The sequence below is a fragment of the Streptomyces sp. NPDC090083 genome, assembly GCF_044747445.1.
Taxonomy (GTDB): domain Bacteria; phylum Actinomycetota; class Actinomycetes; order Streptomycetales; family Streptomycetaceae; genus Streptomyces.
Map to the genome: position 1 here is coordinate 230,628 of NZ_JBIVED010000011.1, position 15,855 is coordinate 246,482.

The following is a 15,855-nucleotide window of genomic DNA, read 5'->3' on the forward strand; positions in this document are numbered from 1 at the left end:
CCCAAATGCCCTGTCAGACAGACCTGTTGGCCGAACGGTCCATCTGCTGGGGGCACGGAGGGCGCACAGGGGTGAAAAAGCACTGTTCCGGCCGGTCGGGACTCCCGGCCGGCCGATGACAGCATTTCCCGGACGCCTGTTCCCATGCGTCCCGTGACCTTTCCGGAGCACGGTCCGTTCCGTGTCGTGACACTGGCCCCGGACACCCCGGCCCCACGGTCCGTTTCCTGCCCCCGAGGGCGTGAACACCCCTCAGTTGGAACGCAGTTCACGATCGCCCGACGGCCGCGACCACCACACTCCCTCACCGCGCGTGAGCCCGGGCAGGGCCACTTCCACCTCGCGCACCCGCCGGGCCGGCAGCTCCCCGGTGATCACCCAGGAGCCGACACCTCCCGTGGTCCCCGCGAACTCCGCGCGACAGGACGCGAGCCGCGCGGTCACCGGCGCGAGCGCGTCCACCGGGACCTCCGTCTCGAACACGACGTACGGCTCGTACAGCCGTGTCCGCGCCAGCCCGAGCGCCCGGCGCAGCACGATCGGGGTGAGACCGCGGAAGTCGGCTGCCGTGCTGAGCGGTGCCGCGTACCCGGAGCGGGTGAGGGTGACCCGGTAGTCCGTCACCGGTGCGCCGTGCAGACCGCTGAGCAGCGTCGTGTGGACCGTGTCCTCGATCGCCTGGTGCAACGCCCTGGGCAGCGCGCCGAGTTCGGTCTCGTAGGCGAAGACCCCGCCGGAGCCCCGGCCGCCCGGGTCGACGCGCAGCCCGATCGTCGCCCAGTAGTGGGTGTGGTCGTGCCACGGGAACTCCTCACAGGCCTCACCCGTCCCGGCCGGGCGTTCCAGGAACCGCACCCGGCTCGGCTCGAAGGCGGCCTCGATTCCGAAGTCCTGGACCAGCGTGGCCGCGACGACCTCCTTCTGGACCTCCCCGTACAGCAGCAGCACGGTCGCCCCGGACGCGGTGGGCCGCGCGTGCAGCAGCGGGTCCTGGTCGGCCAGCGCGAGCAGCGCGGACCGCAGCGCCGCCGCTCGTTCCGGCTGCCTCGCCCGGACCACGGTCTCCAGCGTCGGCGGCGCGAACTGCGGTGCCCGCTCGCTGAGTTCACCGAGCCGGTCACCGACCCGGATGTCCTTCGGGCCGGTCAGCGCCCCGATGTTCCCGGCGGTGAGCGGCCCGGCGCGGCCGATCACGTCGAGCCGCGTGACCCGCCCGGAGACCTCGGCCGTCCGCCCGTCCGCGCCGTGGCGGCGGAACGTGAGCCGCTGCTGCGGGGCCACCTCACCGGCGTAGAGCCGCAGATACGCCGTCCGTTCGCGGCCGGGGCCGGGGCGGACCGCGAAGACCGTGCCCCTCGGGGTGCCCGTGCCGGTGGGTGAGGGCGGGATCAACTGGACGATCCGCTGGACCAGTTGGGGGACACCCTGGCCGCCGAGCGCCGAGCCGTGCAGGAGGGGGTGGACCGAGCCGTCGGCGGTGCGGGTGACGAGAGACGCGGACAGGTCGTCCGGGGTGGGGCGGGGGCCGTCGACGAGGGCCCTGAGGATGTCCGGGTCGACATCCGCGAGCGCCTCGGCCAGGTCCGGGTCGCCGGGCGGCCTGAGCCGCACCCGGGCCGCGGGCGTGCCGGGGCCGGTCACGTCCGTGAGGGGCACGACGTGCGGGGTGAGCCGGCGTCTGACCTCCGCGACCAGGTCCTCGGCGCGGGCGCCCGCCCGGTCGATCTTGTTGACGAAGACGAGCGTGGGCAGCCGGAGCCGCCGCAGGGTCCGCATCAGGACCCGCGTCTGCGCCTGGACGCCCTCCACGGCGGAGAGCAGCAGGACCGCGCCGTCGAGCACCTCCAGGGCGCGCTCGACCTCCGCGATGAAGTCCGAGTGGCCCGGGGTGTCGATCAGGTTGATCTGGGTGTCGCCGGACGTGAACGCGGCGACGGCCGAGCGGATGGTGATCCCGCGCTGCCGCTCGATCGCGCCGTCGTCCGTACGGGTGTCGCCGGCGTCGACGCTGCCGAGCCGGTCGATGGCGCCGTGGTCGAACAGCAGCCGCTCGGTGAGGCTGGTCTTACCCGCGTCGACGTGGGCCAGAATGCCGATGTTCAGGGTGCGCATGTGTGGTCGAGTCCTCGAGAACCGTCGTCCAGTGGGGGAGCCGGTGGATTCCGAGGAGTCGGCGCATCTGAGGGTTCCTGACGGGAGAGGACACGGACCGCGCCATCATGCCGCCCGCCGCCCGGCCGTCCGCAACCGGTTTTCGGGGTCAGTAGCATGAGGCACGGCCGGGAATGATCATGCGAGGAGCGGATCGTGCGAGACATCGCCGTGTTCAGCGGGAGTGCCCACCCCGAGTTGGCGAAGGAGGTCTGCGCGCATCTCGGTGTTCCGCTCAGCCCGACCCGGGTCAGCCGGTTCGCCAACGACTGCCTTGAGGTGCAGCTCCAGGCCAACTGCCGGGAACGGGACGTCTTCCTGATCCAGCCGCTCGTCAAGCCGGTGCAGGAGAACCTCGTCGAGCTGCTGCTGATGTGCGACGCGGCGCGCGGCGCCTCCGCCGCGCGGATCACCGTCGTCATGCCGCACTACTCCTACGCGCGCTCCGACAAGAAGGACGCCCCGCGCATCTCGCTCGGCGGCCGGCTGGTCGCCGATCTGATGGTCGCGGCGGGCGCGAGCCGCGTCCTGGCGATGACCCTGCACTCGCCGCAGGTGCACGGCTTCTTCTCGGTGCCGGTCGACCATCTGCACGCCCTGCGCGAACTGGCCGCGCACTTCCGGCAGTACGACCTCTCCCGCACCACCGTCGTCTCCCCGGACCTCGGCAACGCCAAGGAGGCCGCCGCCTTCGCCCGGCTGATCGGCGCCCAGGTGGCCGCCGGTGCCAAGCAGCGGTACGCGGACGACCGGGTCGTCATCAGCTCCGTCATCGGCGACATCGCCGACCGGGACGTCATCGTCCTGGACGACGAGATCGCCAAGGGCAGCACCGTCCTCGAACTCCTGGACCGGCTGCGGGAGTTGGGGCCGCGCTCGATCCGGGTGGCCTGCACCCACGGCCTGTTCGCGGCGGGCGCGCTCAAGCGGATCGGGGAGCAGCCGGACGTACTGGAGATCGTCTGCACCAACACGGTGCCGGTGCCCGAGGCGGAGCGCACCGAGAAGCTGCGCATCCTGTCCATCGCCCCGGCGCTCGCCGAGGCCGTCCGCCGCATCCACAACGGCGAGTCCGTAAGCGCCCTGTTCGACGCGCCGCCGAACGAATAGACATGAGGGGACGGAGCAACGCTCGGCAGCACCGAGGCGATCAGGAGGACTCGCCGTGGCGAAGGCGAAGTTCGAGCGGACGAAACCCCATGTGAACGTCGGCACCATCGGTCACATCGACCACGGCAAGACCACCCTCACGGCGGCCATCACGAAGGTGCTGCACGACCGGTTCCCCGACCTCAACCCCTTCACGCCGTTCGACCAGATCGACAAGGCGCCCGAGGAACGGCAGCGCGGCATCACCATCTCGATCGCCCACGTCGAGTACCAGACCGAGCACCGGCACTACGCCCACGTCGACTGCCCCGGGCACGCCGACTACATCAAGAACATGATCACCGGCGCCGCCCAGATGGACGGCGCGATCCTCGTCGTCGCGGCCACCGACGGACCCATGCCGCAGACCAAGGAACACGTCCTGCTGGCCCGGCAGGTCGGGGTCCCGTACATCGTCGTCGCCCTCAACAAGACGGACATGGTCGACGACGAGGAGATCCTGGAACTCGTCGAGCTGGAGGTGCGGGAGCTGCTCACCGAGTACGAGTTCCCCGGCGACGAGCTCCCGGTCGTCAGGGTGTCCGCGCTGAAGGCCCTCGACGGCGACCCGGAGTGGACCGCGTCGGTGCTCGAACTCCTCGCCGCCGTCGACGAGTTCGTGCCCCAGCCGGTACGGGACGTGGACCGGCCCTTCCTGCTGCCGGTCGAGGACGTCTTCACCATCACCGGGCGCGGCACGGTCGTCACCGGCCGGATCGAGCGCGGGGTCCTCAAGGTCAACAACGAGGTCGAGATCATCGGCATCCACGAACAGAAGACGAGGACGACCGTCACCGGCATCGAGATGTTCCGCAAACTCCTCGACGAGGGCCGGGCGGGCGAGAACGTCGGACTGCTGCTGCGCGGGGTCAAGCGCGAGGACGTCGAGCGCGGCCAGGTCGTCATCAAGCCCGGATCGGTCACCCCGCACACGGAGTTCGAGGCCCGCGCCTACATCCTGTCCAAGGACGAGGGCGGCCGGCACACGCCCTTCCTCCACAACTACCGCCCGCAGTTCTACTTCCGCACGACCGACGTGACCGGAGTGGTGACCCTGCCGAAGGGCACCGAGATGGTCATGCCGGGCGACAACACGACCCTGCACGTCGAGCTGATCCAGCCCATCGCCATGGAGGAGGGGCTGAAGTTCGCGATCCGCGAGGGCGGCCGGACGGTGGGCGCGGGTCAGGTCACGAAGATCCTCAAGTAGTGTCCCGCGTACGGCTCATGACGTGCCGGACGCGGCCTCCGGCTGCTCCAGGGCCGCGTCCAGTGTGGGCTGCGGCGGCAGCAGCCGGTTGAGGCCGGTGACCCGCAGGATGCGCAGCGTCAGCGGGTGCGTGCAGACCAGGCGCAGCCGGCCGGCGCGCTCCAGCACCCGGTACCGCGCCCGGTACAGCAGGCGCAGCCCCGAGCAGTCGAAGAACTCGACCTGCCTCAGGTCGATCACGATCCGCGCGCGGGGCCGCGCCGTCACCCGGTCCAGGTACGGCAGGATCTCCGTCGCCGCGGCGATGTCGATCTCCCCGCGGAACTCCAGGACCGTGAACCCGCGGTCCGTGTGGATCCGCAGATGCCGGGTCAGCGGCGCGGGTTCCTGCTGCACGACCACATCGCCTCCAACCGGCCCTCGGTGAAGCGGGGCTGAGCGTAGAAGCGCTCCCCGCCCTGCAAGTTACCCTCGATGGAGTGAATTTGAGCATGTTCGATTGACATATGTCTTCGAATCGAGCCAGAGCTTTCTGTGATGTGCGCGGCAGTCACGGACCGGCGCACGCCCGGGCCTACGACAGGGCGTGCCACGCCTTGGACAGCGCCTGCCGGAACTGCTCGCTCTGATGTGCCGTGAGCTGCGCGACCATCCGCTCCTCCAGCTCCCGGACCGGTTCTGCGCAGTCCGCCAGCAGCGCGCGCCCCTCCCCGGTGAGCAGGATCAGCAGCTCGCGCCGGTTGTGCGGATTGCGCTCCCGGCGGATCAGTCCGCGTCCCTCCAGGGAGCGCACCAGATCGGCGATGGACTGCGCGGTGACGAAGGAGTCCCGAGCCAGCTGGGCGGCGGACAGGCCGTCGTGCCGCTCCAGGACGGTGAGCGCGGTGTACTGGAGCGCGGTGATCCCCTGCGGCCTGACCAGCTCGTCGAGCCGGGAGCGGACGACCAGCTCCACCTGCTTGACCATGTACAGCAGGGAGGGGGGTGCCTTGGTCGGGTGGGCGCCGACGAGAGATCCAGCCTGGGGTTCAGCCATGGATTCACCCTAGAGCATTGACAGGAAACCTGTCCGTAATGAGACTGCGGAACAGACGCTGAACCAACAGGAATCCTGTTTGTTGAAGTCTTAGCGACGAGAGTCCTGGCAACGATGCTGAGGAGTGGCGATGACCGCCTTCGAGACCGGACCCGGCCGCCTGTTCATCGGAGGCCAGTGGCGCGAGGCCGCCGACGGAGCGCGCACGGAGGTGGTCGACCCGTCCCGGGGCCGGGTGATCACCACGGTCGCCGAGGCGGGCCCCGCCGACGTGGACGCGGCCGTCCGTGCCGCCCGAGAGGCCTTCGACGGCGGCCACTGGTCCGGGCTCAGCGGCCGGGAACGCGGCCGGATCCTGCACCGCGTCGCCGAGCTGATCCGCGAGAACGCAAACGAACTGGCCGAGCTGGAGAGCCTCGACGTGGGCAAACCCATCACCCTGTGCCACGCCGTCGACGTCACGAACGCGGCCAACGACTACGAGCACTACGCCGCCCTCGCCTTCTCCCTGGACGGCTCGACCCGGGACACCCCCCTCAACGCGCTCGCCTACACCCGGCGCGAGCCGCTCGGGGTCGTGGCCGCGATCACGCCCTTCAACTTCCCGCTGATTCTGGCCGGTTCGAAACTCGCCCCCGCCCTCGCGGCCGGCAACACCGTGGTCCACAAGCCCGCCGACGAGACCCCGCTCAGCGCCCTCCACATGGCCGGGCTGCTCCAGCGGGCCGGAGTGCCGGACGGCGTCGTCAACGTCGTCACGGGCGCGGGGCCGGTCGCCGGCGAGGCCCTGCTGCGGCACACCGGCGTCGACAAGATCGCCTTCACCGGCTCCACCGCCGTCGGCCGGCACGCCGCGAGCGTCGCCGGCGAGAACCTCACACCCGTCACCATGGAACTCGGCGGCAACGCGGCCCACCTCGTCTTCGAGGACGCCGACCTGGAGAAGGCCGTCGCCGCGGTCATCAAGGGATTCGTCTTCAACAGCGGGCAGTTCTGCATGGGCGGCCCCCGCCTGCTGGTCGCACGCCCGGTCCACAACACCCTCCTCGGCATCCTCGCCGACGCCGTCCCCGGCGTCCCGGTCGGCGACCCGCGGCTGCCCGGGACCGTCGTCGGACCCATGGCGGGGGAGCGGCACCTGCGCAAGGTCGAGGAGTACGTCGACCTCGCCCGCAAGGAAGGCGCCCGCATCGTCTGCGGCGGCGAACGCCTCGACCTGGACGGCGGCTACTACTACAAGCCCACCGTCCTCGCCGACCTCGCCGCCGACTCCCGGGTGGTCCAGGAGGAGATCTTCGGCCCGGTCCTCACCGTGCAGCCCTTCGACACCGAGGACGAAGCCGTCGCGCTCGCCAACTCCACGCCCTACGGCCTCGCCGCGGGCGTCCAGACCGGCAACCTCGCCCGCGCCCACCGCGTCGCCGCCCGGCTCCAGGCGGGCATCGTCTGGATCAACGACTGGGCGATGCTCGACCCGAACGTCCCCTTCGGCGGCGTCAAGGCCTCCGGCTTCGGCCGCGAGTACGGCCCCGAGGGCCTCGCCGCGTACACCCGTACCAAGTCCGTCGTCGTCTCCCTCGACTGACCGGACACCTCGCACCGGCCGGCCGGGCCGGCCACCGCGACCATGGCAGCCCGTCACCTCAACTCACCACGCATACATAGGAGTTCGTACGATGCCCACCACCACGCGCGCGGCCGTCGTCGAGTCGGGCGGCGCGCCCTTCACCCTCGCCGCCGTCGAACTGGCCGAGCCGGGACCGCACGAGGTGCTCGTCCGGGTCGTCGCGACAGGGCTGTGCCACACGGACCTCGGCGTGGCGAGCGGCGGACTGCCCTTTCCGCTGCCGGGAGTTCTCGGCCACGAGGGCGCCGGTGTCGTCGAGGAGGTCGGTGCGGCCGTCACCCGGGTCGCGCCCGGCGACCATGTCGTCCTGTCGTTCACCTCGTGCGGCGACTGCCGCAACTGCCGTGGCGGGCACCCCGCCTACTGCGCGACCTGGCTCCCGCTGAACCTCGTCGGCGGTCGCCGCGCCGACGGCAGCAGCACCCTCAGCCGCGACGGCGAGCCGCTGGGTGGCCACTTCTTCGGCCAGTCCTCCTTCGCGGAGCGGGCGTTGGCCGACGAACGCGGCCTGGTGAAGGTCGACCCGGACGTGCCGCTGGAGTCGATCGCCCCGCTGGGCTGCGGAGTCCAGACGGGTGTCGGCGCCGTCTGGAACGTCCTGAAGCCCCGGCTCGGCGATGTGATCGTCGTGCTCGGCGCCGGAGCGGTCGGACTCTCGGCGGTGATGGCCGCGGCGCTCACCCCGGCCACCACGATCATCGCCGTCGACCGGGTCGCCGAACGGCTGCAACTGGCACGGGAGTTGGGCGCCACCCACACGGTCGACCCCGCCGAGGAGAGCCTTCCGGAGGTGCTGCGCGGCCTCACCGGGGACGCGGGAGCCGACGGCATCGTCGAGACGACCGGCAACGTCGGTGTCCTCCGTCAGGGCGCCGACGCGCTCGCCGCCCGGGGCACGCTGGTCGTCGTGGGGGCGCCGCCGTTCGGCAGCGAAGTCGCCCTGGACGTCAACGGGTTGCTCCCCGGGAGGCGGATCGTCGGCCTCACCCTCGGCGACAGCGAGACCCAGAGCTTCCTCCCCGCGCTGGTGCGCCTGGTGAAGGCGGGGCGGCTGCCGCTGCACCGCCTGATCACCACGTATCCGTTCGCGGAGATCGACCGGGCCGTGCGGGACATGAGCGCGGGCAGGGCGATCAAGCCGGTGCTGACCTTCTGACGTACCGGCCAGCACCGGCCCGCGCCGTCCTGGTGCGTCAGTCGACCGTCAGCACCAGCTTGCCCGCGGTGCGGCCGGTGGCGCCGAGCGCGTGTGCCTCGGCGGCCTCGGCCAGCGGGAACGTCCGCGCCACCGTCGCCCGCAGCTTGCCCGCCTCGACGAGTTCCGCGACCGACTCCATGTCGGCGCGGTCGGCGTCGACGAGCATCCTGACCGCCCGCACACCGAGCCGCTCGGCCTCCTCGGGGAACTCCGCCGAGCCGACCGGGATGATCGACACGACGACCCCGCCCGGCCGCAGCACGCGCAGCGACTTGACCGCCGTCTCGCCGCCGAGGGTGTCCAGGACGACGTCGATGTCCTTCACGGCCTCCGCGAAGTCGGTCTCCCGGTAGTCGATCGCCTCGTCGACGCCGAGTTCACGCAGGAAGTCGTGCTTGCCCGCGCTCGCCGTGCCGATCACGTGGGCGCCGTGCGCCTTCGCGATCTGCACGGCCACATGGCCGACCCCGCCGGCCGCCGCGTGGATCAGCACCCGCTGGCCCGGCTGGAGCCGGGCGTTCTCGACGAGTGCCTGCCACGCGGTCAGCGAGACCAGGGGCAGGGCGCCCGCCTGGACGTGGTCGATCCCGGCGGGCTTGTGGACGAAGGCGCGGGCCGGGGCGGCGACGTACTCGGCGTGGGAGCCGTGGCCCCACGGGTACGACAGCATCCCGAAGACCTCGTCGCCCGGCTGGAACCGGGCGACCCCGACGCCGACGGCCTCGACGACGCCGGAGACGTCCCAGCCGAGGACGAAGGGGGGCTCGCCGAGGAAGCCGCCGTTGGCCCGGTGCTTCCAGTCGGTGGGGTTGAGTCCGGCGGCGCGGACCCGGATCAGGATCTCGTTGGCGCGCGGCGCGGGCCGCTCGACCTGTGCTTCTTCCAGGACCTCGGGACCGCCGAGGACGTTCTGTGTGATGACGCGCATGGTGTTCACAGTGCTCATGGTCAGTCAGCCTGCCGGGTCCCGCACGACAAGAAAATGGCACGATGGCCAACATTCGATACGATCGTGCCATGCAGCGTGTGGAACGAGTCGTGGTCCTGGCGCTCGACGGCGTCTACCCCTTCGAGCTGGGCATCCCCAGCCGTATCTTCGGCGCGGCCGGCGGCCGCTACGAGGTGCTGACCTGCACGGTCGACGGCCGTCCGGTGCGCACCAACGCCGACTTCTCCGTCGCCGTGGAGCACGGACCCGAGATCCTGGAGACGGCGGACACGGTCGTGGTCGCCTCGATGGCCACCCCGGACATCCCGGCCGGGCTGCCCGCCGAGGTCGCCGCCGCCCTGGCCCGGATCCGCCCGGACGCGCGGATCGTGTCGATCTGCACGGCCGCGTTCGTGCTCGCCGCCGCCGGACTCCTCGACGGCCGCCGGGCCACCACCCACTGGCAGGTCGTCGACCGCTTCCGGGCGCTGTACCCGCAGGTCGACCTGGACCCGGACGTGCTGTTCGTGCGCGACGGCCGGATCCTCACCTCCGCGGGTGCGGCCTCCGGCGTGGACATCTGCCTGCACATCGTGCGCACGGACCACGGCAGCGAGGTCGCCAACGCGGTCGCCCGCAGCTGTGTCGTCCCGCCGTTCCGCGACGGCGGCCAGGCCCAGTACATCCAGCAGCCGGTGCCCGAACCCGGGGTCACCAGCACGGCCGCCACCCGCGACTGGGCCCTCACCCGGCTCGACGAACCGCTCGCCCTGTCCGACCTGGCCCGGCACGCCGGGATGAGCCTGCGCACCTTCGCCCGCCGCTTCAACGACGAGGTGGGCCTCAGCCCCGGCCGCTGGCTCATCCAGCAGCGGGTCGCCCGGGCCCGCGACCTCCTGGAGGCGAGCGACCTGTCGGTCGACCAGATCGCCGGCCGCGTCGGCTTCGCGACGGGCGCGTCCCTGCGGCAGCACCTGCACGCGGCGATCGGAGTGTCCCCGCAGGCGTACCGCCGTACGTTCCAGGAGGCCCGCTGACCGTCGGGCCCGCGTCACCGGCTCCTGTGCAGAGTGACCAGCAACTGCCAGACCTGGTCGGCGATTTCCTCCGGTGTGCCCTCCAGCAGCCCGTGCAGCCAGTCGGCGAGGACCCCGCCGAACGTGCCCGCGACGGCGGAGGCGACCAGCGGGGCGTCCGCCGCGCCCGCGAGTTCGCGCTCGCGCAGGCTGTAGGCGCGCAGGTCCCGGTGCAGCACCCGGCCGAGCGGGCCACCGCCGCCGGGGCTCAACAGGGCGCGGTACAGAGCCGCGTGGGGTTGCAGCCCGGCGAAGAACTCCGGCAGCGCGGGCGGCGCGTGCACCGGATCGGGCCGGCCGCGCCACGCGTGCAACGCCTCCACCGCCTCCCGTACGACATCCGCGCAGGCGTCGACCGCAAGCGCTTCCAGGCCGTCGTAGTGGACGTAGAACGTGGCCCGGCCGACCCCGGCCCGGCGTACCAGGGCGGCGACGCCGACCTCCGCCAGGGGGTGTTCGGCGCACTCGTCGAGGAGGGCCTGGCGCAGCCGTGCCCGGGTGCGGGCGGCCCGCCGGTCCTCGGGCTCGGCGCGGCTCACCGGGCGATCAGGACGGCGGCCAGGGCGACCGCGCCGGGCAGTGCCTGGGCGAAGAGGATGCGCCGGTTCGCCGTCGCCGCGCCGTAGACGCCCGCGATCACGACGCAGCCGAGGAAGAACACCTGGGCGCGGAAGCCCGTCGGGTCGGCGGCGATCAGGCCCCAGACGAGGCCCGCGGCGAGGAAGCCGTTGTACAGGCCCTGGTTGGCCGCCAGCGGCGCGGTGGCTCTCGCCATGTCGGCATCGAAGCCGTGCAGTCCGCGCCCGGGCTTCTTCGTCCACAGGAACATTTCCAGCACCAGGATGTAGACGTGCAGCGCGGCGACCAGTCCGACCAGTACGTTCGCGAGCGTTTCCATGATCGATCGACTCCTCGTAGTCTTGGACAGGTGTCCACTATAGCTGGACACCTGTCCATGTTCGGACTTCTCGGAGCGTGACGGAACCCTCACTTCCGCACGGCATCGAGGTTGATCTTTTGCTGTTCAAACCCGATAAGCTCCCCTGCGGCGCAGCGAGTTGACGTGATCGTGACCGGTCGGCTCGTGGTGCGTCCTCCTGAGTGCGTTCTGTCCTCGCACCCCCGTACGTTCGTGTCGCTTCGAAGGATGCAGATGGAACTCGCCACTCCGCCACCGGCGGCGCGGGCCCCTGTCGCCTGGTACGGCTGGTGGCTGATGCCGCTGGCCCTGGGCGGTGGGACGGTCGCCGCCACGTTCATGAGCCCGGAGCGGATCACCGCGACCGCGGCCGGAGCGGCGGCCACGGCGGCCAGTGCCGTCTGTGTACGACTTCTCGTCCGGAGCCAGGCTCGACTGCGCCGAACCGAAAGCGATTTCCGCACCGCGCAGGCCGAGCACTCCCGGCAGTGGCAACAGCATGTGACCGTCCTGGAGCGGAAGTTCAGCGCCGAGCGCGCCGCGCTGGAGGCGCAGCTGACCGAGCACTCCGGCGTGTACGAGGCGCGGATCGCCGACCGGTCCGGCGCCTACGAGACCCAACTCGCCGAACAGCAACGGGCGTACGAGGAGCGGCTGACCGACCAGGCCGCGTCCTACGAGGCGCAGCTCGCCGACCAGGCCGAGGTGTGGCAGGAACAGCTGGCCCACCAGCTCGCCGCCGTGGCCCGGCTCGCCGACGAACAACTCCCGGAAGCGCTGGTGCAGTTACGCGCCGGTGACGCCATCGACGACCTGCTGCCGGCTGCGAGTGGGTGCGCGAAGGTCGGCGCCGAACTCCAGGCCGAACTGCGCAAGGTGCTGCGGACCTCGCTCATCGGCGTCGAGGAGGAGTTCAACCGCTCCACCGCCGCCGAGCAGGCCGTCATCAGCATCGGCAACCGCATCCACGTACTGACCAGCAAGCTGCGCGGCCGGCTGCACGAACTCCAGGGCGAGCACGGGCGGTTGCCCGCCGTCGCCGGCGGTCTGATGGAACTGGACCAGGAGATCGGCCCCGCCGACTGCCTCGCCGCCAGCATCGGTGTCCTCGGCGGCTCGGACCGGCCCGGCCGGCAGTGGCAGGAACCGCAGCGGCTGCTGAGCGTGGTGCGCGGCGGCATCGGCCGCGTCAAGGACTTCCACCGCGTCGACGTACGCCATCTGCCCGAACTCGGCGTCGACGGCGGGCTGGTGGACCACCTCACCCTCATCTTCGCCCACCTCCTCGACAACGCGGCCCGCTACTCGCCGCCCACCGAGCCGGTCATCGTCTCCGGCAAGGAGGTCCCGAACGGCGTCGGCATCGAGATCCAGGACTCCGGCAAGGGCCTCAGCGAGGAGTCCCGGCGCGAGGCCGAGCAGGCCCTCGCGGGCACCGGTGCCGGACCCGGACTCGGCGGTGTCTCGGAGGACGCCAGCATCGGCCTGCGCGTCGTCGGCACCCTCGCCCGCCGCTACGGCATCCGCGTCACCTTCGCGGACTCGCCGTGGCTCGGCACCTCGGTGGTCGTCGTCGTACCGCACAAGTTCTTCAGCCGGCTGCCCCCGTCCGCCCCGACCGGAACCGCGCCGTCCCAGCCCGCCGGAACCGCCGCGACGACACGCGTACCGGGCGACGGGAGCCCGGCCGGGACCGCCGGGGCGGAGGACACCACACCCGGCGGGCTGCCCAGGCGCCGCAGCAGGCGCGGCGAGCCGACGCGGGCCCAACAGGCAGCGCGGACCGGGGAGATGGCCGTCTCCGTCGTGCCGCCGGACGCCTCCTTCGCCGGTCTGGCGGCCTTCGCCACGGCCGGCCGGGAGACCGCGGGGGAGGAACCGGCGTCCGCAGGCCGCGAGTTCACCGAGCACAGCACTGAAGAGAGCGACGAGTCCGCATGACGCAACAGGGAACCGACGTGAGCTGGGCACTCCGCGATCTGGTGGAGAGCATCCCGGAGATCCGCTTCGCCCTCGTGGCCTCCAGCGACGGCAAGGCGATCACCTCGTTCGGCGCGGAGGACCCCGACGACGTGGACCGCTTCGCGGCCGTGGTGGCCGGACTGCAGGCGCTGGCCCAGCCGGTCGCCGAGCAGTTCCCCACCTATGCCGGGCAGTTGCGGCTGGCGATGATCGAAGTCGACGGCGGCCATCTCTTCGTCGTCCGCGCCGGTGTGGAGACGTATCTCGGCGTCCTGGCGCGGGAGGGCCTCGACCAGGGCCTCCTCGGACACCAGATGCGGGACATGGCCCGCAGGATGGGTGAACTCCTCGGCACCACCGCGCGCCTGGACGAGCACTCTGGATGAGTGCTCCCCGCCCTCCGACCGATCCGTCCGGTCTGGAGCGTTACTACGTCCTCACCGGGGGACGCAGCGGACCGGGCGGCTCGGCGTCGAACCTCGACGTGGCGACCCTCATCGTCTCCCGCGCCACGCCCGTCCCGGGCATGCAGCACGAGCACGAGGAGATCCTCCGGCGCTGCCGCCAGCCGCTGTCGGTGGCCGAGCTCGGTGCCCACCTCGGGCTGCCCTTCAACATTCTCGCGGTGCTGCTGGCGGACCTGCTGGAGGCGGACCGCGTCGAGGCCCGCCACCCCGTCCCGGCGCACGACACCGGTGGCGGGCCCGCCCTCGCGCTCCTTGAGGAGGTACTCAGTGGACTTCAAAGGCTTTGACCGGCCCGGGTTCCCGGCCGGTGGCGGCACCCGCTCGGTGAAGGTGATGATCGCCGGCGGTTTCGGTACCGGGAAGACCACGATGGTCCGGTCGGTCAGTGACATCAAGCCGCTCACCACCGAGGAGACCCTCACCGAGGCGAGCGCGGGCGACGACCGGCTGATCGGGGTGGCCGACAAGGCGGAGACCACCGTCAGCCTCGACTTCGGCAAGATCGGCATCAGCGACGAACTCGTCCTCTACCTGTTCGGCACGCCGGGCCAGGAGCGGTTCTGGTTCCTGTGGAACGGCCTGTTCAAGGGCGCGCTCGGCGCGGTCGTCCTCGTCGACACCCGCCGGCTCGCGTCCAGTTTCCGGGCGATCGAGGAGATGGAGCGGCAGGACGTCCCGTTCGTCATCGCGCTGAACATCTTCCCGGACTCCCCGGAGTTCCCGGTCGACGAGATCCGGGACGCCCTCGACATCGCGCCGGACATCCCGGTCGTGGCCTTCGACGCCCGCGTCCGTTCCTCAAGCCGCGATGTACTCGTCGCGCTGATACGGCACTTGAAGGACCGCGCGGCCGTCGTCGCACTGGAGCCCCGATGACCGAGCAGGCTGTGAACGGCCCGGACGCCCCGCGCGGCTGCCCCGTCGCGCACGGCACGGGCGACGGCCTCACCCGGCTCTACGGGCCGGAGGCGGCGACCGATCCGCGCGCCATCTACGAGCGACTGCGCGAGGAACACGGCTCCGTGGCACCGGTGTTGCTGGAGGGCGACGTCCCGGCCTGGCTGGTCCTCGGGTACCGCGACAACCGGCGGGTGCTGGACACGCCCCGGCAGTTCACCCGGGACGCGCGGATCTGGCGGGACTGGCGGGAGGGACGGGTCGCGGACACCTCACCGATCATGCCGATGGTCGGCTGGCGGCCCGACTGCGTCTCCCAGGACGGGGAACCGCATCGCCGGCTGCGCGGTGCGGTGACCGACGGGCTGCTGGCGGCGTCCGGGCGGGGCGTGCGGCGGCACGCGACCTACTTCGCCAACAGGCAGATCGACGCGTTCGCGGACGCGGGCCGGGCCGATCTGGTCGCGGACTACGCCGAGTACCTGCCGATGCTCGTGCTGACCCGGATTCTGGGACTTCCGGCGGCGGACGGGAACCGGCTCGTCGAGTCCAGCGCGCAGGTGCTGAAGGGCGGGGAGGACGCCCTGCTGCACAACGACCGCATCATCGAGATCCTCGCCGGACTCGCCGAGCGCAAGCGGGCGGAGCCGGCCTCCGACTTCACCACCGCGCTGCTCCAGCACCCCGCGGGGCTCGACCCGGACGAGGTCGTCATGCATCTGCGGCTGGTGCTGATCGCCGCGCACACCACCACGAGCAATCTGCTGGCCCGGGTGCTGCAGCGGATCCTCACCGACACCTCACGGCTCTCCGGGCTGGTCAGCGGGCAGCTGACCGTGTCGGCGGTGGTGGAGGAAGTCATGTGGGACTCACCGCCGTTGGCCGTGCTGCCGGGGCGGTTCGCCACGGCGGATCTCGAACTCGGCGGGCATCGGATCGAGGAGGGGGATCTGCTCGTCCTCGGGCTCACCGCCGGGAACGTCGATCCCGAGGTGCGGCCCGACGCGGAGGTCTCCGTGCAGGGCAACCAGTCGCATCTGGCGTTCAGTTCGGGACCGCACGAGTGCCCGGGGCAGAGCATCGGGCAGGCGATCCTGGAGGTCGGAGTGGATGTGCTGCTGCACCGGCTGCCGGGGCTGCGGCTGGGCGTGCCGGTCGAGGAGCTGACCTCCACGGCGTCCACGTGGGAGTCCCGACTGGACTGTCTGCCGGTCGAGTTCGCGGTGTGAGCCGCC

The 15,855-nt window shown here is 71.6% G+C and carries 16 protein-coding genes; 10 read left to right on the plus strand and 6 right to left on the minus strand.

What is annotated here, in order from left to right; translation table 11 throughout:
• Positions 1 to 252: 252 nt before the first annotated feature.
• The gene (otr(A), locus tag ACIPTO_RS33050) at positions 253 to 2,112 is read right to left on the minus strand and encodes a tetracycline resistance ribosomal protection protein Otr(A) (RefSeq protein ID WP_401198263.1); all 1,860 of its coding nucleotides are present in this window, start codon (positions 2,110 to 2,112) and stop codon (positions 253 to 255) included.
• Positions 2,113 to 2,307: 195 nt separating this feature from the next.
• Here otr(A) and ACIPTO_RS33055 point away from each other — a divergent pair, with 195 nt between their 5' ends.
• Together ACIPTO_RS33055 and tuf are read left to right on the plus strand one after the other, a co-directional pair.
• Positions 2,308 to 3,261, plus strand: coding sequence for a ribose-phosphate pyrophosphokinase (locus tag ACIPTO_RS33055; RefSeq protein WP_366324218.1), 954 nt, complete (start codon positions 2,308 to 2,310; stop codon positions 3,259 to 3,261).
• Between the two features lie 55 nt (positions 3,262 to 3,316).
• Positions 3,317 to 4,510, plus strand: coding sequence for an elongation factor Tu (tuf, locus tag ACIPTO_RS33060; RefSeq protein WP_401198265.1), 1,194 nt, complete (start codon positions 3,317 to 3,319; stop codon positions 4,508 to 4,510).
• A 15-nt stretch (positions 4,511 to 4,525) separates the two neighbouring features.
• On the opposite strand, the gene ACIPTO_RS33065 is transcribed toward tuf, so the two are convergent.
• Positions 4,526 to 4,906: an anti-sigma factor antagonist gene (locus tag ACIPTO_RS33065; protein WP_366324221.1), complete on the minus strand. Its 381-nt coding sequence runs from the start codon at positions 4,904 to 4,906 to the stop codon at positions 4,526 to 4,528.
• A gap of 178 nt (positions 4,907 to 5,084) precedes the next feature.
• Complete coding sequence (locus tag ACIPTO_RS33070) at positions 5,085 to 5,546, minus strand: MarR family winged helix-turn-helix transcriptional regulator (protein ID WP_401198267.1); 462 nt, start codon at positions 5,544 to 5,546, stop codon at positions 5,085 to 5,087.
• A 130-nt stretch (positions 5,547 to 5,676) separates the two neighbouring features.
• On the opposite strand from ACIPTO_RS33070, the gene ACIPTO_RS33075 reads away from it, so the two are divergent.
• Positions 5,677 to 7,131, plus strand: a complete 1,455-nt coding sequence (locus ACIPTO_RS33075) for an aldehyde dehydrogenase family protein (RefSeq protein WP_401198269.1) — start codon at positions 5,677 to 5,679, stop codon at positions 7,129 to 7,131.
• 91 nt (positions 7,132 to 7,222) lie between these two features.
• The gene (locus ACIPTO_RS33080) at positions 7,223 to 8,329 is read left to right on the plus strand and encodes an NAD(P)-dependent alcohol dehydrogenase (RefSeq protein ID WP_401198271.1); all 1,107 of its coding nucleotides are present in this window, start codon (positions 7,223 to 7,225) and stop codon (positions 8,327 to 8,329) included.
• 37 nt (positions 8,330 to 8,366) lie between these two features.
• On the opposite strand, the gene ACIPTO_RS33085 is transcribed toward ACIPTO_RS33080, so the two are convergent.
• Positions 8,367 to 9,317: an NADP-dependent oxidoreductase gene (locus tag ACIPTO_RS33085; RefSeq protein ID WP_366324228.1), complete on the minus strand. Its 951-nt coding sequence runs from the start codon at positions 9,315 to 9,317 to the stop codon at positions 8,367 to 8,369.
• A 71-nt stretch (positions 9,318 to 9,388) separates the two neighbouring features.
• On the opposite strand from ACIPTO_RS33085, the gene ACIPTO_RS33090 reads away from it, so the two are divergent.
• Positions 9,389 to 10,336 carry a helix-turn-helix domain-containing protein gene (locus ACIPTO_RS33090; protein ID WP_366324230.1) on the plus strand — a complete coding sequence of 316 codons (948 nt, stop codon included), beginning with the start codon at positions 9,389 to 9,391 and terminating at the stop codon, positions 10,334 to 10,336.
• A 14-nt stretch (positions 10,337 to 10,350) separates the two neighbouring features.
• Here ACIPTO_RS33090 and ACIPTO_RS33095 read toward each other — a convergent pair whose 3' ends face one another.
• Positions 10,351 to 10,914, minus strand: coding sequence for a TetR/AcrR family transcriptional regulator (locus ACIPTO_RS33095; protein WP_401198273.1), 564 nt, complete (start codon positions 10,912 to 10,914; stop codon positions 10,351 to 10,353).
• Positions 10,911 to 11,273 carry a DUF1304 domain-containing protein gene (locus ACIPTO_RS33100; RefSeq protein WP_366324234.1) on the minus strand — a complete coding sequence of 121 codons (363 nt, stop codon included), beginning with the start codon at positions 11,271 to 11,273 and terminating at the stop codon, positions 10,911 to 10,913. Before ACIPTO_RS33100 ends, ACIPTO_RS33095 begins: the two co-directional genes overlap by 4 nt.
• Positions 11,274 to 11,528: 255 nt before the next feature.
• Here ACIPTO_RS33100 and ACIPTO_RS33105 point away from each other — a divergent pair, with 255 nt between their 5' ends.
• From ACIPTO_RS33105 to ACIPTO_RS33125, 5 genes are read left to right on the plus strand one after another with little or no spacing between them, the layout of a single operon-like run.
• On the plus strand, positions 11,529 to 13,235 hold the full coding sequence (locus ACIPTO_RS33105; protein ID WP_401198275.1) for an ATP-binding protein: 1,707 nt from the start codon (positions 11,529 to 11,531) through the stop codon (positions 13,233 to 13,235).
• Complete coding sequence (locus tag ACIPTO_RS33110; RefSeq protein ID WP_366324238.1) at positions 13,232 to 13,642, plus strand: roadblock/LC7 domain-containing protein; 411 nt, start codon at positions 13,232 to 13,234, stop codon at positions 13,640 to 13,642. The genes ACIPTO_RS33105 and ACIPTO_RS33110 overlap by 4 nt, the downstream gene beginning before the upstream one ends.
• Positions 13,639 to 14,010, plus strand: a complete 372-nt coding sequence (locus ACIPTO_RS33115) for a DUF742 domain-containing protein (RefSeq protein WP_366324240.1) — start codon at positions 13,639 to 13,641, stop codon at positions 14,008 to 14,010. Before ACIPTO_RS33110 ends, ACIPTO_RS33115 begins: the two co-directional genes overlap by 4 nt.
• On the plus strand, positions 13,991 to 14,599 hold the full coding sequence (locus tag ACIPTO_RS33120) for an ATP/GTP-binding protein (protein ID WP_366324241.1): 609 nt from the start codon (positions 13,991 to 13,993) through the stop codon (positions 14,597 to 14,599). Before ACIPTO_RS33115 ends, ACIPTO_RS33120 begins: the two co-directional genes overlap by 20 nt.
• The gene (locus tag ACIPTO_RS33125; protein ID WP_401198278.1) at positions 14,596 to 15,849 is read left to right on the plus strand and encodes a cytochrome P450; all 1,254 of its coding nucleotides are present in this window, start codon (positions 14,596 to 14,598) and stop codon (positions 15,847 to 15,849) included. The genes ACIPTO_RS33120 and ACIPTO_RS33125 overlap by 4 nt, the downstream gene beginning before the upstream one ends.
• Positions 15,850 to 15,855 lie beyond the last annotated feature (6 nt).

Coding starts and splice junctions, on each gene's coding strand:
- ACIPTO_RS33070 (WP_401198267.1), bottom strand. CDS start 5,546: ATGGCTGAACCCCAGGCTGGATCTCTCGTCGGCGCCCACCCGACCAAG.
- ACIPTO_RS33075 (WP_401198269.1), top strand. CDS start 5,677: ATGACCGCCTTCGAGACCGGACCCGGCCGCCTGTTCATCGGAGGCCAG.
- ACIPTO_RS33080 (WP_401198271.1), top strand. CDS start 7,223: ATGCCCACCACCACGCGCGCGGCCGTCGTCGAGTCGGGCGGCGCGCCC.
- ACIPTO_RS33085 (WP_366324228.1), bottom strand. CDS start 9,317: ATGAGCACTGTGAACACCATGCGCGTCATCACACAGAACGTCCTCGGC.
- ACIPTO_RS33090 (WP_366324230.1), top strand. CDS start 9,389: ATGCAGCGTGTGGAACGAGTCGTGGTCCTGGCGCTCGACGGCGTCTAC.
- ACIPTO_RS33100 (WP_366324234.1), bottom strand. CDS start 11,273: ATGGAAACGCTCGCGAACGTACTGGTCGGACTGGTCGCCGCGCTGCAC.
- ACIPTO_RS33105 (WP_401198275.1), top strand. CDS start 11,529: ATGGAACTCGCCACTCCGCCACCGGCGGCGCGGGCCCCTGTCGCCTGG.
- ACIPTO_RS33110 (WP_366324238.1), top strand. CDS start 13,232: ATGACGCAACAGGGAACCGACGTGAGCTGGGCACTCCGCGATCTGGTG.
- ACIPTO_RS33115 (WP_366324240.1), top strand. CDS start 13,639: ATGAGTGCTCCCCGCCCTCCGACCGATCCGTCCGGTCTGGAGCGTTAC.
- ACIPTO_RS33125 (WP_401198278.1), top strand. CDS start 14,596: ATGACCGAGCAGGCTGTGAACGGCCCGGACGCCCCGCGCGGCTGCCCC.